The sequence below is a fragment of the Sulfurimonas sp. genome, from assembly GCF_026988655.1.
GTDB lineage: Bacteria > Campylobacterota > Campylobacteria > Campylobacterales > Sulfurimonadaceae > Sulfurimonas.
The window spans coordinates 43243-62441 of sequence record NZ_JALSKT010000018.1 but is presented as its reverse complement, the minus strand read 5'-3'; the positions used below and the strand labels follow the sequence as shown (position 1 = coordinate 62441).

Below are 19199 nucleotides of genomic sequence, written 5' to 3'. Positions count from 1 at the left end.
TTCTAAGTTTCCTGCGTATGTTAGTAGGTCTAGGTTTATAAGATTGTATTCTGGGTATTTTTCCAGAAAGTATGGTACGAAGTTTGAGCCTATGAAGCCTGCTGTGCCTGTTAGTAGTATGTTTTTAGTCATGGCTATGTTTATTCTCCCATTTGTTTGGATCTACTTTATTTAAAAAATATGCTGCTATAAGCGCAACTGTTCCCATGGTAACTAATACTAATTCTAATTTACTCATTTTTCATCCTTTCTGAAAGTTTAATTAATATAGAACTCAATATATATGTATCGATAAAGAAATAAATGCCATAAATCAACATATTATCGTCACTGTTATCGAAATAACTTTTTACAAACACCAATGCAGTTACAATATTGGCAAATGCCATTAAGCTTTTACCAACTTCTTCTAAAACTTTTTTCACTTCCTTGCACCTAAAGCTTGTAAACACTCATCAAGTGAATCTTTCCAATATGGAATAAGTATACCAAATTCTTCTTTTATCTTTGATTTGTTCAGTAGACTATAGTGTGGTCTTTTTGCTGGCGTAGGGTACTCTTTTGTTTCTATTGGATTAATTTGACAATCAAGCTTTGCCATTCTCATAATCTCTTTTGCAAAGTCATACCAAGAAAGTACACCTTCATTTGAGTAGTTATATATTGCAACTTTTTCATTTTTCACATTCGGTAAAATATCAAGTATTGCTTTTGCCAAATATTTTGCATAAGTAGGAGTTCCTACCTGATCAAAAATCACTCCGAGCTGTTCTTTTTCTTTCCCTAAACGCAGCATAGTCTTTACAAAGTTATCTCCAAAGCTTGAGTAAACCCATGAAGTTCTTATAATGATTGAATTATTAGGGTTTATCTCTTGGAGAGCTTTTTCACCATCAAGTTTTGTTTTTCCATAAACACCTTGTGGATTTGTAACATCATCTTCATTGTAAGGTTTATAGTTTTTCCCATCAAAGACATAATCTGTTGAGATATGGATGAGTTTTATGTTTTTCTCTTTTGCTATCTCCGCAAGAAATTCAACTGCTAAATGATTAACCTTGTCTGCATTTTTTTCATCTTCTTCTGCTTTATCCACTGCTGTGTAAGCCGCTGCGTTTATAATAACATTGATATTATTTTGTGTGACAAAATTGTTTATATCTTCTTTAGATGTGATGTCTAAACTTTCTCTATCTGTAAAGAAAAAAGTATATTCATACTCCTTTGCCAATTCACGTAACTCAGAACCTACTTGACCATTTGATCCTGTTACTAAAATATTAGTCATTATAGTAATTCATCCCATATTCAAATATATCTTGTGTTTCGTTTAGCTTAGGTTGTATCCTGTCTTTTTCAGAAAGAAGAAGTTCTTCTTTTGGTACTCTCCAGTCAATTTTGAGTGCCTCATCATCAAACGCTACTCCTCTATCATTTTCGGGAGAGTAGTAGTTATCTACTTTGTAAGCAAAAATAGTATCATCTTCAAGCACTACAAAGCCGTGAGCAAATCCTCTTGGTACTAAGAGTTGTTTTTTATTCACTTCACTTAGCTCTACACTCACATGTTTACCAAATGTCGGGCTTCCTTTTCGGATATCTACTGCCACATCTAATACTCTGCCTTTTATGACACGAACAAGTTTTGTTTGTGCTGCGGGGTGGAGTTGATAGTGTAGACCTCGCAAAACTCCACGAGAGCTTTTTGACTCATTGTCTTGGCAGAAGTTTATTTTATATCCTAAAAACTCTTCAAGTTTATCAGCACGAAAAGTCTCTACAAAGTAGCCTCTCTCATCTCCATGAACTTTTGGTTCTATAATGACTACATCTTCAATTGCTGTTCTTATGAATTTCATCGTTCTACTTTTCCTTCTTGGGCACGTTTAAGTAAATATTGTCCATATTGATTTTTTTTCAGTGGTTGTGCTAATCTTACTAAGTCATCAGCATTGATGTATCCCATCTCATGAGCTATCTCTTCTATACATGCAACTTTAAGACCTTGTCTTTTCTCTATAGTTTGTATAAACATAGAAGCTTCTAAAAGAGACTCATGTGTTCCTGTGTCAAGCCATGCATAGCCTCTTCCCATAAGTTTAACTCGTAATCGTTTCTCTTGAAGGTACATTTGATTAAGTGTTGTTATCTCTAACTCGCCTCTGTCACTTGGTTTTACTTCTTTTGCTTTTTGCACTACATCTTTTGGATAAAAATACAAACCAACTACAGCATAGTTACTTTTTGGATTTTTAGGTTTTTCTTCTATGGAGACTACATCTCCTGTTTCATCAAATTCAGCGACACCATATCGCTCAGGATCATTGACATAGTATCCATATACAGTTGCCTTGTTGTCTTCTTGTGCATTTTTAATGCTTTTTGCCAACAGTTTAGTGAGTCCGTGACCATAAAAAATATTATCACCTAAGATAAGACAAGCTTCTTCTCCACCTAGAAAATCTTCAGCCAAAAGAAAAGCTTGCGCCAAACCATCTGGGCTTGGTTGCACTTTGTAAGAAAACTTCATTCCTAGTTCATTGCCATCACCAAGAAGCTTTTCAAAGTTTGGTAAATCATGCGGTGTTGAGATAATGAGTACTTCAGTAATTCCTGCCAACATAAGAACTGATAATGGATAATAAATCATCGGTTTATCATAAATCGGAACTAATTGTTTACTTACACCTTTTGTGATTGGATAGAGGCGTGTGCCACTTCCCCCTGCTAGTATTATACCTTTCATTTACTCTTTTCCTTTTTTTGAATTTTTTTCTACAAATAGCGCGTAATTTTTATCATAAACTGGCATTTGCATATATTCCTCTGCAACAGAGACTAAAATAATTCCTAAGCTTTTAGATTTTTTCAACCCTTCAGAAATTTTTTCAAAATACTCAATACTGTCAATTTTGGATGATTCAGCTTTAACAACCGACAATATAACATCAGATTTTGTCGCTAAAACAAAAGACTCCGAAGCTTCTCTAAGTGGAGGTGAATCTAAAATAATAATATCATACATCTCTCGCAACTCATTAAAAAAGCTATCTAACCTTGGAGTATCTATAAGCTCTGCAGGGTTTGGTGGCACTGCACCAGAAGTTATAACATCTAAATGTTTTATTATTTTACTATCTGTCTTATCAGTATATGGGTGCACAACATCAGAAACACTAACTTTCGCAGCGAGTATTTCACTAACACCTTGCGTATTATCAATATCAAATTTCATGTGTAACTGAGGAATTCTTAAATCTAAATTCACAATTACAACTTTTTTATCTAACATTGCATGACTTACAGCAAGGTTTGCTGCAAATGTTGTTTTTCCTTCGTTTGCATAGCTAGAAGTCACTAAAATCAATTTTCCTTTTTCTTTATTACCAGCATATTCTAAATTTGTTCGTATTTTTCTAAATGATTCAACTATATGTGTGTTCTCAGAGTCCAGAAGAAATATTTTATTATAGTTTTTTGACTTTACAAAAGGAACTATTCCAAATAAAGGTATTTTTGTAATACGAAGAATATCCTCTGGTTTTCTAATAATAGTATCAAATGTATTTCTTATTAAGACTGCAATAAAAGCAAAAATAAAAGCTAACATTATAATAATAATAATAGATAACAAATACCTTGGATAAATTGCATAAGGATAATAATCAGGCTTATCTACTACGCGTGTATATTGCTCCGCCTTTACGACATCAGTGGACATTTTCATTTTGTTTTTAAGCAACTCTTGATAAATTTCAGTATCTACTTTATAGTTATGTAATAGCTCATTTAAATGAGCTTTCTTAGCAGGTAGATTTTTAATTTTTAATTTTACATTATCTATAAGATTATTAAGAGTTTCTTCCTGAGTTTTTAAATTTCCTATAATATATAATATTTTATCATTCAACATATTTCTAATAGAAGTAATTTTTTTTGTAATCTCAATTACTTTACTATATTTAGGTGTATATTTACCTAATAATTCTTTTTGTTTAGCAACAGCATCATCTCTCTGTTGTATTAAATTTGTTATCCCTTTATCATCAACAACAATATTTCCAACATCTTCACCTTTTATAATATGTTCCAAAATCTTTTCATATACATTTTTCTGTAAAACAATGTTTTGTTTCTTTTCTTCGAGTACAATAATTTGATTTTGCCTATTTTTAAACTCATCCGTAACATTTAAAAGAAGATTAGAACTTTGATATTCTTTTAATTTTTTAGCCGATTTATCAAGTTTCAGTTTTGTATCTACTAATTGTTTGTCAACTATTTTAATTGCTTCTAAAACTCTTTTAGTGTTAATTTTAAGATTTTCTCTTGAATACACCTCTAAAAGTTTTTCAATAAAAATTTTCGCCCTCATCGGGGTTACATCTTTATAGTCTATTCCAATTATTGATGAATCTTTAATAACTGGAGTAACCCTTAAATTTCTTTTAATTTTATCAATCAACAAATGTTCATTTGTATAATTTACTGAATATACAAAAGATGGTAACGTCTTTATTTTCTTATTTATTTGAATCAAATATGGACCAACTTTCTTTTTCTCACCATATTTCAATAAACCACTGTAAAGAACTTTTTGATTCAATACTTTGTTGTTAATTATAACCTTATCAGTTAGACTCTGTCTAATTATTTCAAACCTTGCATCTTTTGAACTATAAGGGTATATTATCAATGCAATATTTGCTGTATCATGTGACAAGAGAGTAACATCATATGGAAACTGTTCTTTTTCTATTGCATAACGTAATAAGTTACCATATGTGTAATATGTATTAGTAAAATTCAATTCATGAATAACTTCCTCAATTATTGCATTTGATTGTATAATTTCTGCCTCATCACTAGGAGTATGCACTCTATTTCTAGTATAATTGAAAGAATTTAAAAAGGAATTAGATGTTACTGCCTCATATTTTGGTATTTCTATCGCCCCAGAAGAAACATATAATTTTTCAGTTAAAAAAAGTTTTAATACCCCAATAAGCACTATGATCGTAAAAACAGTTATAAAAGAAATCTTTCTTTCTTTGATTAAATTAATATAATAATTCATATTTTTTTTCATCTATTACTGCCTTTTAAAAATTTGTTAATATTTTCATATTAACCGCTGAACTTGTTAGTGAATTTATAATTTGAGTTGCAGGTAATGCTTGCTCAATCACTATGTTTATGTTAGGAACAATGTAAACGATATCATTTGGTTCTAACATCATATTCTGCTGTAATATACTACGCATATCAGTTAAATCAACCATACTTATTTCTGGGTTTTTCATGTCTCCTCGCAATATTACAACTCCATTGCGTTTACCTATTCTAGAAATTCCACCACGTTTTGCAATTACTTCAAACAAACTCATTGTTTCATTTGTGATTTCAACAACTCCGGGATTTTTAACTTCACCCAAAACAACAACTCTTTTGTTTATAACATTTAAATTAATTTTTGGATTTATAATATATTCTGAATAGAGTTTTTCTACGCGTTTTGCTAAATCTTCTTCATAATAACCAGATACTTTAATAGAGCCTATGATTGGAAATTTAGCGTATCCTTTTGAATCCACCAATATACCATATACATCTTTATTTAAATCCCCTATTGACCTCGTACTTAATTCCGGATGATCGTAAAATAATATTGACAGACGATCATTAACACGAACTTTGTATCGATAAGGTTCTGACGTATTATTATCTTTATATTGCACATGCTGTTCGTCATAATTTTTTGCAAAAAGAACATAATCAGCCTTACTACAACCTACTAATGTAAATATGACTGACAATATCACTGCTAAACTATACATATTTTTCATATGAGTCCCTAATTTTAAATTCACTTCGTTTAGGCATCTCTTCTATCCATCCTTTTCTTCCTTTTTTGTGTTTTTGGTCTATATCTATATCTTTGATCAAAAAGATTAAAAAAGATATAGACTATCATGACAAATAAAACTACAGATAAAAACTGATCTGTAGATTTTATTTGGAAGCCAATGATTGACAAAGCAAGTTGTATGTACAACAACATCATCACTGAAAATCTTACGTGTAACTTTGTTTTGTATAAAAAATGGTGAATATGGTTTTTATCTGCAATAAATGGAGATTGACCTCTTTGTAATCTTCTACGTACTACGATGAAAGTATCTATAAGAGGAAGCCCTATGATAAACAACACAGCAGCAGGTGAAATATATGCTAAAGATTTAATAGCTAGTACTGAGATAACAAAGCCTAAGGTCAATGAACCACTATCTCCCATAAAGATCTTAGCTGGATGCCAGTTGAAGATCATAAATGCTCCGACTGCAACTATAAAACTAGCAGAGAGTGAAACTAAAAAATAGTCACCATGTGTTAAGCCTATTGCAAAGAACATCGTAAGCATGATGAGGGAGAGTCCACCGGCTAAGCCATCAAGTCCATCCATGAGATTTAAAGCATTTGTAAATCCTACAATTGCAAAGACACTAAACAGAGCTGCGATAAACCAAGGAAGATGTAATTCATAACCAAAATACGTGCCGAGTGAGTCTATACGTATATCGTAAAAGACTACTATAGATGCCGCCAAAATAATAAAGATAAATTTAACACGAGCCTTTATGTCATATTTGTCATCATACAAGCCTATAAGCATAACTATAAGAATAGAAAAATACATGAAAAAATAATCTATAAAATAATCAAAATTAAATATAAATTGACCCAAAATTACTGCACTAACGAAACCAAGTCCCGCACTTTTTGGTATAGTGCTTTTATGTGCACTTCTTTCATTTGGCACATCTTGTAAGCCAAGCTTAGCTGCATACTTAATCAAAAGACTTATCAACACTAGGGACAATATAAATATTATTATTAAAGCAAATTTCATGTGAGAATTATACAACATATTATAATTATTTACTACACAAATTTTAAAATTTATATTTTATTGTTATTTAATGTTTTTGTTATTTTTTAATTTTTACTCATATTAGCCTAAATTTAAAACTTTTAGATATAATTACACTTATTAATCTAAAGGTAATATTTAATGAATTTAGTCACAGGTTCTTCAACCGCAATTATCACTCCGTTTAAAAATGGAAAACTTGATGAGCAAACGTATGCTGCGTTAATTCAACGCCAGATAAACAACGGGATCGATGCCGTGTGTCCTGTGGGTACAACAGGAGAGAGTGCTACTCTATCTTATGATGAAGATAAAAGATGTATGGAGATAGCAGTAGAAGTTTGTAAAGGTACGAGTACAAAAGTTCTTGCCGGTGCAGGAAGCAACTCTACTTCAGAAGCTATCTTAGCTGCAAAAAATGCTCAAGAGTGTGGTGTAGATGCTATCTTCTCTGTAGCGCCATACTATGTAAAACCATCTCAAGAAGGACTCTATCAACACTATAAAGCAATCGCTTCATCAGTGCCTGAGCTTCCTTTTATGCTTTACAATGTTCCAGGTCGTACTGTAGTAGACATTAGTGCAGATACTGTCATCAGACTTTTTGATGACATTCCTAACATATATGGTATCAAAGAAGCAACTGGTTCACTTGAACGTACAGTAGAACTTCTTTCTCGTCGTCCTGAGTTGAAAGTATTTTCTGGTGATGATGCTATAGATTATCCTATCCTTGCAAATGGTGGCGCTGGTATCACTTCTGTCACCTCAAACTTGATGCCTGACTTAAAATCAGAATTAGTCAGACTTGCACACGCTGGTGATTTTGCCAAAGCAAAAGCTCTCAATGACAAACTTTACCCTTTAAACAAGGTGCTTTTTTGTGAAGCGAACCCTATTCCCATCAAAGCAGCTATGTATATAGCAGGGCTTATAGACACGCTAGAGTATCGTCTTCCTTTAACCCCTCCGAGTGTTGAGAGTATGAAAAAGATAGAAGAAGTTATGAAAAATTATGAAATAAAAGGACTTTAATATGAGCGAAAAAACAATGACAGGTAAGACTTTATTTGTAAGTGGTGGTACACGTGGTATCGGAAAAGCTATAGTGTATGCATTTGCCAAAAAAGGTTGTGATGTTGCATTTACTTATGCTTCTAGTGCAGATACTGCAAATGAGATCATCGCTGATGTTGAATCTCAGTTTGGCATTAAAGCAAAAGCTTACAAACTCAATATCTTAGAACCTTTAACATATAAAGATGTATACAAAGAGTTCGATGAAGATTTTGATAGACTTGATTTTTTTATCTCAAATGCCATTATCTCTGGTCGTGCTGTTGTTGGTGGATTTGCTCCATTTATGAGACTCAAACCAAAAGGACTTTGTAACATCTATACTGCGACTGTTGAAGCGTTTGTCGTTGGTGCGCAAGAAGCAGCCAAACGTATGGAAAAAGTTGGTGGTGGTTCTATCATCTCTATGAGCTCAACTGGTAATCTTGTCTACACTCCAAACTATGCTGGTCATGGAACAAACAAAGCTGCAGTTGAGACTATGGTCAAATACGCTGCTGCTGAACTTGGTGAGAAAAACATCAGAGTAAACGCAGTAAGTGGTGGTCCAATCGACACAGACGCACTCAAAGCTTTCCCGAACTATGAAGAGGTAAAAGCAGAAGTTGTAAAACGCTCTCCACTCAACCGTATGGGTGATGCTACAGACTTAACTGGTGCTTGTCTTTTCCTTTGTAGTAATGAGGCTTCATGGTTAACTGGTCAAGCTATCGTTATCGATGGTGGAACATCTTTTCAGTAAATAATCCAAAGGCTAATGCGAATTAGCCTTTTTTCTACACTCTAATCTTAATCAGGAAATTCTTTGCTCAATTTACCAAATTTTTTAGCATCCATCCGTATACTTCTAGCACCATTAATGTTCTGGATTATACTCAATCCTCAAGTTTTTACCGACAACGGTTTTGACATCACTTGGAACTATTACTTTGCTTCTTTGCTTTTTGTTCTTGCATCAATTACCGACTTTTTTGATGGCTACATTGCAAGACAATGGAATCAGATGACAATGCTCGGTGCCATCCTTGACCCTCTAGCAGACAAGATGCTTACTTTAGCTGCATTTTTAGGTCTTATGATGATAGGTGAAGCTTCTGCTTGGGCTATTTACATCATCATCGTTCGTGAGCTTTTTATCACTGGTATCCGTACTGTTGCTGTGAGTGAGGGTATCAGCGTCAAAGCTTCATGGGCTGGGAAAGTAAAAACAGTAGCTCAAATGATAGCTATCGGCTTTTTACTCATGCACTGGCCATTTGGTACTGCCCTGCTCTGGTTTGCAGTATTTTTAACTGTTTACTCTGGGCTTGAGTATCTTTGGGGATTTAAAAATGCACTTACAAAGGAGCAACAATCATGAGCTGGTTAGTTTCACTTTTAGTTCTTTCAGGACTTATATTTTTTCATGAGCTTGGTCACTTTAGCGCCGCACGTTTTTTTGGCGTTTATGTCGAAGTCTTCAGCATAGGTTTTGGAAAAAGACTTTTTACTTTTCATGCATTTGGTACACAGTGGAGTATCTCGGCTATTCCCCTTGGCGGCTATGTCAAAATGAAAGGTCAAGATGATGCAGACCCCACAAAAAAAAGTTATGATGCAGATAGCTATAATGCTAAAACTCCTTTACAAAAAATCATCATCCTTTTAGCTGGACCATTTGCAAACTTTTTACTTGCATTTTTGCTCTACTTTACCATCGCACTTGGCAACCCACAAGTACTTTCCCCTGTTGTAGGAACAGTCTTAAAAGATTCTCCTGCCTTTGTAGCAGGACTTGAATCAAACGACACAATTTTGAGCATAAATAATCAAAAAGTTACAAGCTGGAAAGAGATGGCGGAGTTAATCACATCAGCAAAAGGTGCCATAGCTTTAGAGGTGGATAGAAAAGGATACCTCAAACTCATCACACTAGAACCAAAACTTCGTGATGCTAAAAATATGTACGGAGAAGATGTCAAACGCAAGATGATAGGTATCTCCGCAGCAGGTGTTATGCATGAGCAAAAGCTAGATTTTATAGGCAAAATCAAGTATGCAACTGATCAGACTGTTTTTGCTTCTACGCTGATATTTACAGGTGTTAAAAAGTTACTTTTTGGTGAAGTTCCTGCTTCTGAGATGGGCGGAGTTATAAGTATAGTTAAGCTCACTTCTGATGCAACTGCTGTTGGCTGGATGAGCGTCCTTTTCTTTGCGGCACTTATCTCGGTCAATCTCGGTGTACTCAACCTCCTTCCTATTCCGGCACTTGATGGCGGACATATCATGTTTAATCTTTATGAGATGATATTTAGAAGAGAAGCAAGCGAACAGGTCGTCATAAACTTAACCATAACAGGATGGGTCATCCTCTTTGGACTTATGGGACTTGGAATCTATAACGATATAAATAGACTAATAGGATAAACATGAATGAGATAGAATATAAACTATATATAGATGACGTTATACGTCGTGTTGAGACAGCTCGACTTACAGTGAGTGAGCATCATATTGTAAAAATTGTTGCTGTGAGTAAGTACTCTACTGCAGAGGATATTGAAAAACTCTACAAAATTGGACAACGTGCTTTTGGTGAAAATAAAGTTCAAGATTTACAAGCAAAAGCACAAGAGCTTGAAGATCTACCTTTAGAGTGGCACTTTATCGGGAACTTGCAAAAAAATAAGATAAATAAGCTGCTGGATATCAACCCTAGTTTATTTCAGGCACTTGATTCCCTTGAACTTGCACATGAACTGCAAAAGAAACTTCTCGCAAGAGATATGACACTTGATTGTTTACTTCATGTAAACGCAGCAAAAGAGGAATCTAAACATGGTGTGATGCCTGAGGACGCCCTAGAGATTTATACAACAATTCAAAATGAATGCCCAAATATCAAACTCAAAGGTATCATGAGCATCGGTGCACACAGTGATGACAAAGAAGTAGTAAGAAAAAGTTTTGAAGTAACACATGAAATATACCAACAACTCCCAAATGCAACGATCTGCTCTATGGGTATGAGTGGAGATTTTGAACTTGCCATAGAGTGTGGTTCAAATATGGTTCGCCTTGGTTCTATTGTGTTTAATAAATAATTTTAAAAGCAACTAAAAGCTTAACTGTCCACTCTAAAGTTAATACTTTAGAGTTACACTTGTTTAATAAATAAACCCCAAGCTTATTTTGACGGCTTAATAGCTTAAATTTTAATATCAAAACTAAGATAACTTCAAAACTAAAGTCACCCTGAACTTGATTCAGGGTCTAGTTTATATGAGATTATAAGCTAGATTCCCAGTCAAGCTGAGAATGACTTGAGTTTTGATTTACCGTAATTCGTCATTTTTTCTAAAATATTGTAAAATTATAATAATTATAAGATATAATTACATTTAAAATTTTACTAGGAATAAACATGACAAAAACAATCTTTATGGATAAATATCCAGTATTTTCACTTAACATCAAAAAAACTGAAACAAACTACGAAAATGTATCCCAAATTATAGAACATTTTAACAATCTCATTGAAGAACACCCAATAGCTAAATTTATCGCAATTTTTGATCATTACGAGCATACTTCTTCGATACAAGATAGCGTCATAGCTGATGAAATAAAAGATGCTAAAAACATAATCTTCTGCTTTGGAAAACAACTCCCTACTTCTAAAATGTTAGCAGTTCGTCCAAGGAGCATTGGAGTATGTGAATTTGAAGATAGTTTTGAGATTAGTTTTTTAGAAGTTCCAAATGAGCAACTTCACACAGTAACAGAAGGCTGGGCACGCTCAGTTGTAAATAAGTAAAAAACGATATTTATACTTGAAGGCTTTACACTTTAGTATGTACGGTAAATCAAAACTCAAGTCATTCTCAGCTTGACTGGGAATCTAGCTTATAATTTCATATAAACTAGACCCTGAATCAAGTTCAGGGTGACTTGAGTTTTGAAGTTATCTTAGTTTTGATTTACCGTGTTTAGTATGTCGTTTAAATCTCACTGCATTGTTAGTGGGATTTGCAATTAACCTCTTTTGATATCTTATCATCTCATAAAATGGATTTAAAAAGTTCTCAAGATTTTCTTTTTTTATCGACTCGATTGTATGCGCAGCCAACAATTCCAAAACCACTAAAGTAGACTCCATTGTTGAGAGATAGTTTTCATCTGGCTGTACTTTTATCTCATAGTCTGATTGTTTGGTGGTGGTAAAGCTCATATATTGCAACATTTGTAGGTTTTTACTTTGTGTAAACATCTTTTTTGAGCATGCCCAAGTTGAGTCTATAAGAAAAATCGCTAAGGGTTTTTTACTGCGTTTAGGATTTGTTTCACTGAGGTTGAGTGCATCGCTTGATGGGTAAAGAATATAACTCTCATGTGTTGCTATGATTTCATTGATTTTTTTGTTTTGTGAGAAATCTATACCTATAAAAAGTTCAGAATTAGGCAGTGACTTATGCGTAAAATGTCCAGTATTGTTTTTGACCTTTTTAAACTCTTTTGGATGCATCAAAATCACAAACTTTGTGTCCGTTTCTATATGCTCAAAATACCCACACATACAAGAGCTTTTAGGTCTATAACACTCATAACATTTTTCTCTATCGCCATAATAAGTTTTCATTAAAGCAATTATACTAAAATATCATTATGAATAAAGATAATTATGACCTTATTGTCATTGGAAGTGGTGCGGCGGGGATTATTGCTGCTATTGTTGCGGCAAGAGAGGGTAAAAAAGTCCTTCTTTTAGAAAAACTCTCAAAAATTGCATCCAAGTTAAAAGCAACAGGTGGCGGGAGATGTAATCTCACCAACACACTCTCAAATGAAGAGTTTATGGCTCGATTTGGTCGTGATGGACGTTTTATGCAAGATGCTTTGGCTGCCTTTGACAACAAAGCTTTAGTCACATTTATGGATGAAATCGGTGTTGCAACACATGCACCAGATGGTTTTCGTATCTTTCCCACTTCTCACTCCTCTGCAACTATTATCTCAGGTCTTGAAAATGAAATGCTGCGTTTAGGCATCACAATAAAATGCAAGCAAAGAGCAGAACGTCTTTTAGTCGTTGGAGAGCGCATCAGTGGGGTAAAAACCCAAGATAGTATGCTTAAGGCTGAAAATGTCATAGTGGCAACTGGTGGGCTTGGTTATCCTGTCTTAGGTGCTGAGGGTGACGGATACAATCTTGCAAATGAGCTTGGACATAAAGTCACAGATCTCTTTCCAGCTATGATGCCCCTACGAACAAAAGAGGAATGGGTCAAAAACTGTCGCGCGGATACAATGGCAAAAGTAGAACTCCGAGTTGATCTCAAAAAGCATAAAAAACTACGAGCCAAAGGAGATCTTATCTTTACAAACCACGGTATTCGAGGTCCTGTCGTACTCGACTTTTCCAGAGAAGTCACACCACTTTTAAAAAAGTACCAAGAGGTACCACTCTTACTTAATCTCACAAAAGGAATGAATGAAGAACAAATTCAAAATCATTTCAAAAAAGAGCTAGAGAAAAATCCCAAACAAAACATAGAAGAACTACTCTCTACCCTCCTCCCTCATCCATTGAGTAGAGAACTTTGCAAAATGGCAGAAATCGACATAGATGAAAAGTATAAAAAGATAGAAGGTGCAAAAAGAGCGAAGCTTGTCTCTTTACTTGCATGGACACCACTCACAGTGATAGGACATGATGGCTTTAAATTAGCGATGATTACACGAGGTGGCATAAGCTTAAAAGAGATAGACCCAAAAACGATGCAAAGTAAACGCATCAAAGGTCTCTACTTTTGTGGGGAGATTATGAATCTTGATGGCCCATGTGGCGGTTATAACCTCCAATGGAGCTTTGCAAGTGGACACCTTGCAGGTAAATTACTATAAAAAGTAGCGAATAGATGCAAAGCCATAGGCATTTGCTTCTTCTATTTGTTTGATTTGTTCTGCATCTATGATGCCTCCAAGAGCAAAAACTTTTATGTCACTCTTTTGTAGGAGTGCTTTTAAATCTTCTATCCCTTTTGGTTCACCTTTATTTGGTGTAGCAAATATAGGGCTATAAGTCACATAATCTACTCCAAGTTTTTGCGCTTGTAGCACTTCTTCGTGCGTGTGTGTACTGATGATGACTTCAAGCCCCACTTTTTTGGCTTTTTGTATTTCGTCAAACTGAGTCGAGGTAAGATGCACGCCTACTGCGTTTAGCTTATGAGCCAAGAGATAATCTTGATGCAAAAAGGATTTTAAGCCTTTGATAGGCTTGCACATTTGTACAAACTCTTCAGCTTTTTGTGCATAGTTTTGCGTCTCTTTATCTCTATAGAGTGCAAACTCTGGCATGTATTTGCGTAGTTGAAAATAAGATGGTGACGCAGTAATACAGTACTTTTTCATCACTTTCTCAGTAATGGATTTTCAAAATCAATTCTCTGGACATCTACATTTTTTGCATAACGCTCAGCCATTGCACCAACATGATACGCAAGACGATTTAAGAGATAAAGTTCTGCTTGTGTATACTTTTGTTGTGCTTCGTTTATATACTCTTGTAAAAATTTTAAAGACTCTTCTTCGGTATCAAATTTTATCTCAGCTATCATCTCTTTAATGTGCTCATATTCATCCCCACATGAAGACAAAAAGTCATAACTCAAATCTATAGTTTTAAGATTATCAAGTGCTTTTGAAAAAGCAAAATGGTTGTACAGCATACAACCAACGAAATACTCTATATCTGAGGGTTCAAATTCTGAATATTGATTCTCTTCATCATTAAAATGTTTATGCCAAATTTCTAGTATATTTTCTATTTTTGCATCCATAGGTTCTCTTTCAAGTGCCTGACAAGAATAAATGACATATTCAACAATTTTTAAAAGGTTTAGTTTCAAGGCGAACTTTTGTTGACGATGCTAGCATCGTTAGCAGAAGTTCAACGAAGAAAATGAGCCTTTTAAAAACTTGCCCTACGGGTGAAGAGAGAAACTACAATCTGCTTCGTTAAAAACCCTTAAAGCTACTAGTAGCTCCTGCGGATTTTTGCCTCACAGCTCATAGTTTCTCTCTTCATTGAATTATGTCATTTATTCTGGTCAGCACTTAATTTTTTGCGTATTATACTGAAGTATGATAAACTACTCCTATGATACATGCAACAAGTCAAGCTGATAAGCACTTAAAAATCATCTTTGCCAACACAAACAAAGCACTAGCACAAGTTTTAAAGGATGCAAGTCCAACAGAGATACAAGCACTCTCTCAAGCAAAAGATTTGAGTTCACTCCTCAATACGCTTCTTAAACGCAGTGCGAGTGATACAGGTCAAGATAAGCTGCTTTTAGAACTTCTCAAAAATAATCCTACGCTAAAGAGTTTAGGAAATATCACCCAAACTCTCAAAGAGTTACTGCGTTTAGACAAAAGCTTTGAGCATAAATTTACTTCCATAAAAGAGATAAATCCAAAAGAGTTAGAGCAAAAGCTCAAAAATTCTGGGTTATTTTTAGAAGCAAATCTTAAAAATACACAAAATCCAAAAGAGCTTTTTTCAAATGATATAAAAGCTCTCTTACTTAAGTCACATGAAGAGCTTAACCAATCCACCCAAACAAATAAACAAGAAATTTTAAAACAGGTTGATAAACTCTTGCTACAGATAGATTATCATCAACTACTTTCACATCTCTCTCATGCTTCATCACTCTATTTACCATATACTTGGGATGATCTGCAAGATGGACAACTCACGATAAAAAAAGTAAAAGACGATAAATATTTTTGCGATATTCATCTTACACTCAAGCAATATGGTGAGCTTGATTTGCGTCTGGCTCTCTTTGAGAAAAATCAACTCAGTATCAACATTGCAACACAAAATGAATCTCTTCAAACCCTACTCAAAGAAAATATGCAAGAACTCAAAAAGCAACTCTTTCGTGTCGGCTTAGTGCCAAAAGATATACGTTTTATAAACGCAGTAACAAACAAATATACAAAAGATTTTCATGATGATTTAGCAATGGGATTTGAGGTAAAAGCATGATAAAAAAAGCTATAGCACTCAAGTATGAAAAAGATACAAATCAAGCACCAGAAGTAAAAGCAAAGGGTGAGAGAAAAACTGCCCAAAAAATCATCCAAATTGCCAAAGAAAATGGCATACCTATAAAACAAGATGAGGATTTAGTTGAGCTGCTCTCTTGCGTAGAACTTGACAATGAAATCCCACCAGAGATGTACAAAGCCATTGCCGAAGTTTTTAGTTTTATCTATAAAAACACTAGAAAAAAATCATAACAATAAAATTTAAGAGCAGCAGAACTAATTATATGTTAGAATAAGACAAACTTTAAAAGGATGTGTTTTGGACTCAACCATTGCTTGTAGTAATCTCAATGAAACACAACTCCAAGAGATAGATATAACGCCAAAAAAGTATGAAAAAATACTTAACATTCAAGCAAATATCCTTCAAAAACTCTCACTCAATGATAATTATGAAGACACTTTACAACATTTATGTCTTTTAACAGAAGCACTGCTTCCAAACGCAGTAGCTTCTATCATGATATACAATAAAGAAACAGGACTGATGAATGTACTCTCTGCTCCATCAATTCCACAAGCAGGAAAAGAAGCCCTAGAAAATCTTAAACCTGGACCAGGGGCTGGTTCATGTGGAAGTGCAATGTTTCATCAAAAACCTCAATATGTTTTAAATACATATGAAGATGAAAGATGGGTAGACTTACGCAATGTTGCTTATGATTTCAATCTTTGTTCATGCTGGTCTATGCCTATAAAAAATGAAAAAAATGAGCTTATAGGTACATTTGCTCTTTCATCGTTTGAGCATCGTCTTCCTGCTCCTTTTCATAAAAAGCTACTAGAAACTGCAGCTTTTATCGTAAATATAATCCTCAAAAATATGGCGGTCGAAAAGAAGCTTCATACTATGGTCTATTATGACTCTCTCACAGGACTTTTCAACAAAGTACACTTAGATGAGACCTTAAGCAATGAGGGAGAAAAGACACTTTTACTTCTTGATACAAATAATTTTAGTTATATCAACAGTACCTATGGTTTTCAAACAGCTGATGAAATACTCATAAAAATTGCAAATATCTTTAAAAACAATCTCATATTTCATGAAGTCTCTAGAGTTGGAGCTGATGAGTTTGCTATTGTTTTTACAGGAAAAATCAACATCACTGATGTAGTCAATGAGATTAAAGAGTATTTTTATCAACACGAACTCCATATTGATGAAATAAGACTTAACATATCTTTTACATATGGAGCTGCGTTTGGAGAGGAAGGTCTCTATAAAGATGCTGTTATTGCTTTAAAAGAAGCGAAAAATATCGGTAAAAATTCTGTCCATATTTTTAATAAAGAAGAAGAAAGTATCTCTTTTGGACAAAGAAAGTCTTTTATTGAGGCAAACAATATTTTACACCATGCTCTACATGAAAATACTCTTGTTCCTTACTTTCAAGGCATACGAGACAATAAAACCGGTGCGATAGCGAAGTTTGAAGTATTGGCTAGAATTGAAAAAGGTGCAGAGATTATCTCCCCTTACCTCTTTTTAGAACCAGCAAGACTTTCGGGTCTTTTACCTGAAATCACAAAGACTATCATAGACAAAAGTTTTAAAATAATGGCAACAAATGAGTATACTTTTTCGCTTAATATCACTGAAGATGACTTGGCACGGCATTATATAGTTGATTATTTACATCAAAAGACAAAAGAGTATGCTATCAATCCAAAAAGAGTCATACTAGAGATACTTGAAGGTATCAGTGCTAATGGTAAGAAAAATCATATCCTGCAACTTACAAGCTTAAAAGAGCAAGGCTACTCTATCGCCATAGATGATTTTGGTACTGAATATTCCAACTTTGAACGTGTACTTGATCTTGAAATTGACTTTTTGAAAATAGATGCAAAATATATCAAAGATATTGATACAAATCCTAAAAGCTACGAAATTACCAAAGCCATTGTCTTCTTTGCAAAAAATGCTAACATCCCTTGTATAGCAGAATTTGTTCACTCGAAAGAGGTCCAAGATATCATGCTTGATTTAGGAATACAATACTCTCAAGGATACCTCTTTAGTGAGCCTGCAAGCACACCAATATCTTCATAAAACGCATCAACCCATAGGATATAAAATATCTCTATGCACTGCATCACATGCATCAAGTACCTCTTTTGAGAGTTTCAAATCCATCGCAGCAAGTGTAGCATCAAGTTGCTCGGGTGTTGTTGCCCCAATGATAGTAGAAGCAACAAAATCAAACTGTTTTGACCATGCGGTAGCCATCGTAACAGGGTCAAGTCCTGCATCTGCAGCTATCTTCAAATAAGCTTGTGTAGATGCAAGTGTTTTGTCATTGACAAAACGCTCAACCATCAGCCTTTGACGTCTGTCATTCGCATTGATATAGGCAGTAAATCTACCTACTGCGTTTGAGGCTTGATTATACTTTCCACTTAAAACTCCACCACCTAAAGGTGAATATGGCAATAAAGAAACTTGTTCTTTTTTCGCTAGTGTTGCAAGCTCATCTAAAAATCGTCTATTTAAAAGTGAAAAATTGTTTTGAATGGATTCAAATCTTGCAAAACCTTTAAATTCACTGATCATAAGGGCTTTTGATGTACCATAAGCAGTGTCATTTGACGTTCCAATATAACGCACTTTTCCGCTTTGAACAAGTCTATCAAAAGCTTTTAAACTCTCCTCGATGGGAACTACCGTATCAGGCCAATGCATTTGATATAGGTCAATATAGTCCGTTTGTAAACGCTTCAGGCTTCCTTCTATCGCACGTTCGATGTGAAAACTATCAATAGCTGTTAATCCATGGCGAATAGGTGGAACAAACCAACCATTAGCAGCACCTGCAACCTTTGAAGCTAGTATGACACTCTCTCGCGGTTTTGTTTTAAGCCATCGTCCAACTATCTCTTCGGTGAGACCCGCTAGCTTTGCTAATGGTGGTACAGGATAAAGCTCCGCAGTATCAAAAAAGTTAACCCCATTATCATAGGCTTTATCCATAATTTCAAAAGCAACTCTCTCATCAGGCGTTTGTGTTCCAAATGTCATAGTCCCCAAACAAATAGGACTCACACGAAGCCCACTTTTACCAATATATCTATAATCCATTTG

Annotated in this window: 22 protein-coding genes; 10 read left to right on the top strand and 12 right to left on the bottom strand. The window is 34.4% G+C overall.

Annotation, left to right across the window (positions count from 1 at the left end; translation table 11 throughout):
- The 8 genes from MV052_RS02215 to MV052_RS02180 form a co-directional block, all read right to left on the bottom strand.
- Positions 1 to 132, bottom strand: a 132-nt coding sequence (locus MV052_RS02215; RefSeq protein ID WP_297440554.1) for an NAD-dependent epimerase/dehydratase family protein, incomplete at its 3' end; no start/stop codon positions are given.
- A gap of 98 nt (positions 133 to 230) precedes the next feature.
- Positions 231 to 425 (bottom strand): hypothetical protein, encoded by a 195-nt coding sequence (locus MV052_RS02210; RefSeq protein WP_297440552.1) that lies wholly within the window; start codon positions 423 to 425, stop codon positions 231 to 233.
- On the bottom strand, positions 422 to 1288 hold the full coding sequence (rfbD, locus tag MV052_RS02205) for a dTDP-4-dehydrorhamnose reductase (RefSeq protein ID WP_297440550.1): 867 nt from the start codon (positions 1286 to 1288) through the stop codon (positions 422 to 424). Before rfbD ends, MV052_RS02210 begins: the two co-directional genes overlap by 4 nt.
- Positions 1281 to 1859, bottom strand: coding sequence for a dTDP-4-dehydrorhamnose 3,5-epimerase (gene rfbC, locus MV052_RS02200; protein ID WP_297440548.1), 579 nt, complete (start codon positions 1857 to 1859; stop codon positions 1281 to 1283). Before rfbC ends, rfbD begins: the two co-directional genes overlap by 8 nt.
- Entirely contained in the window at positions 1856 to 2746 is an 891-nt protein-coding gene (gene rfbA / locus MV052_RS02195) for a glucose-1-phosphate thymidylyltransferase RfbA (RefSeq protein WP_297440546.1), read from the bottom strand. Before rfbA ends, rfbC begins: the two co-directional genes overlap by 4 nt.
- Positions 2747 to 5089 (bottom strand): tyrosine-protein kinase family protein, encoded by a 2343-nt coding sequence (locus tag MV052_RS02190; RefSeq protein WP_297440544.1) that lies wholly within the window; start codon positions 5087 to 5089, stop codon positions 2747 to 2749.
- Between the two features lie 13 nt (positions 5090 to 5102).
- On the bottom strand, positions 5103 to 5846 hold the full coding sequence (locus tag MV052_RS02185) for a polysaccharide biosynthesis/export family protein (protein ID WP_297440541.1): 744 nt from the start codon (positions 5844 to 5846) through the stop codon (positions 5103 to 5105).
- A gap of 29 nt (positions 5847 to 5875) precedes the next feature.
- Positions 5876 to 6856 carry an MraY family glycosyltransferase gene (locus MV052_RS02180; RefSeq protein ID WP_297440539.1) on the bottom strand — a complete coding sequence of 327 codons (981 nt, stop codon included), beginning with the start codon at positions 6854 to 6856 and terminating at the stop codon, positions 5876 to 5878.
- 216 nt (positions 6857 to 7072) lie between these two features.
- Between MV052_RS02180 and dapA the strand changes: the two genes are divergently transcribed.
- The 6 genes from dapA to MV052_RS02150 all read left to right on the top strand — a co-directional run bounded on the left by dapA (position 7073) and on the right by MV052_RS02150 (position 11807).
- Positions 7073 to 7966: a 4-hydroxy-tetrahydrodipicolinate synthase gene (dapA, locus tag MV052_RS02175; protein ID WP_297440537.1), complete on the top strand. Its 894-nt coding sequence runs from the start codon at positions 7073 to 7075 to the stop codon at positions 7964 to 7966.
- 1 nt (position 7967) lies between these two features.
- A complete protein-coding gene (locus MV052_RS02170; RefSeq protein ID WP_297440535.1) occupies positions 7968 to 8750 on the top strand; it encodes an enoyl-ACP reductase in 783 nt (260 codons plus the stop codon).
- A 63-nt stretch (positions 8751 to 8813) separates the two neighbouring features.
- The gene (pgsA, locus tag MV052_RS02165) at positions 8814 to 9368 is read left to right on the top strand and encodes a CDP-diacylglycerol--glycerol-3-phosphate 3-phosphatidyltransferase (RefSeq protein WP_297440533.1); all 555 of its coding nucleotides are present in this window, start codon (positions 8814 to 8816) and stop codon (positions 9366 to 9368) included.
- Positions 9365 to 10417 (top strand): RIP metalloprotease RseP, encoded by a 1053-nt coding sequence (gene rseP, locus MV052_RS02160; protein WP_297440531.1) that lies wholly within the window; start codon positions 9365 to 9367, stop codon positions 10415 to 10417. The genes pgsA and rseP overlap by 4 nt, the downstream gene beginning before the upstream one ends.
- Positions 10418 to 10419: 2 nt before the next feature.
- Positions 10420 to 11094, top strand: coding sequence for a YggS family pyridoxal phosphate-dependent enzyme (locus MV052_RS02155; protein ID WP_297440528.1), 675 nt, complete (start codon positions 10420 to 10422; stop codon positions 11092 to 11094).
- A gap of 320 nt (positions 11095 to 11414) precedes the next feature.
- The gene (locus tag MV052_RS02150; protein WP_297440526.1) at positions 11415 to 11807 is read left to right on the top strand and encodes a DUF6858 family protein; all 393 of its coding nucleotides are present in this window, start codon (positions 11415 to 11417) and stop codon (positions 11805 to 11807) included.
- 147 nt (positions 11808 to 11954) lie between these two features.
- Here the strand turns inward: MV052_RS02150 and MV052_RS02145 are convergent, their stop codons facing one another.
- Positions 11955 to 12629: a tRNA-uridine aminocarboxypropyltransferase gene (locus MV052_RS02145; protein WP_297440524.1), complete on the bottom strand. Its 675-nt coding sequence runs from the start codon at positions 12627 to 12629 to the stop codon at positions 11955 to 11957.
- Between the two features lie 26 nt (positions 12630 to 12655).
- On the opposite strand from MV052_RS02145, the gene MV052_RS02140 reads away from it, so the two are divergent.
- A complete protein-coding gene (locus tag MV052_RS02140; protein ID WP_297440523.1) occupies positions 12656 to 13894 on the top strand; it encodes an NAD(P)/FAD-dependent oxidoreductase in 1239 nt (412 codons plus the stop codon).
- Here the strand turns inward: MV052_RS02140 and MV052_RS02135 are convergent.
- Both MV052_RS02135 and MV052_RS02130 read right to left on the bottom strand, forming a co-directional pair.
- Positions 13889 to 14404 (bottom strand): thiamine phosphate synthase, encoded by a 516-nt coding sequence (locus tag MV052_RS02135; protein WP_297440521.1) that lies wholly within the window; start codon positions 14402 to 14404, stop codon positions 13889 to 13891. The genes MV052_RS02140 and MV052_RS02135 overlap by 6 nt on opposite strands.
- Complete coding sequence (locus MV052_RS02130; RefSeq protein ID WP_297440519.1) at positions 14404 to 14901, bottom strand: hypothetical protein; 498 nt, start codon at positions 14899 to 14901, stop codon at positions 14404 to 14406. The genes MV052_RS02135 and MV052_RS02130 overlap by 1 nt, the downstream gene beginning before the upstream one ends.
- Before the next feature lie 251 nt (positions 14902 to 15152).
- On the opposite strand from MV052_RS02130, the gene MV052_RS02125 reads away from it, so the two are divergent.
- From MV052_RS02125 to MV052_RS02115, 3 genes are all read left to right on the top strand, one after another.
- The gene (locus MV052_RS02125; protein WP_297440518.1) at positions 15153 to 16052 is read left to right on the top strand and encodes a flagellar hook-length control protein FliK; all 900 of its coding nucleotides are present in this window, start codon (positions 15153 to 15155) and stop codon (positions 16050 to 16052) included.
- Positions 16049 to 16306, top strand: coding sequence for an EscU/YscU/HrcU family type III secretion system export apparatus switch protein (locus MV052_RS02120; protein WP_297440516.1), 258 nt, complete (start codon positions 16049 to 16051; stop codon positions 16304 to 16306). The genes MV052_RS02125 and MV052_RS02120 overlap by 4 nt, the downstream gene beginning before the upstream one ends.
- Before the next feature lie 67 nt (positions 16307 to 16373).
- A complete protein-coding gene (locus MV052_RS02115) occupies positions 16374 to 18170 on the top strand; it encodes a sensor domain-containing phosphodiesterase (protein ID WP_297440514.1) in 1797 nt (598 codons plus the stop codon).
- A gap of 6 nt (positions 18171 to 18176) precedes the next feature.
- On the opposite strand, the gene MV052_RS02110 is transcribed toward MV052_RS02115, so the two are convergent.
- Entirely contained in the window at positions 18177 to 19196 is a 1020-nt protein-coding gene (locus MV052_RS02110; RefSeq protein ID WP_297440512.1) for an aldo/keto reductase, read from the bottom strand.
- Positions 19197 to 19199 lie beyond the last annotated feature (3 nt).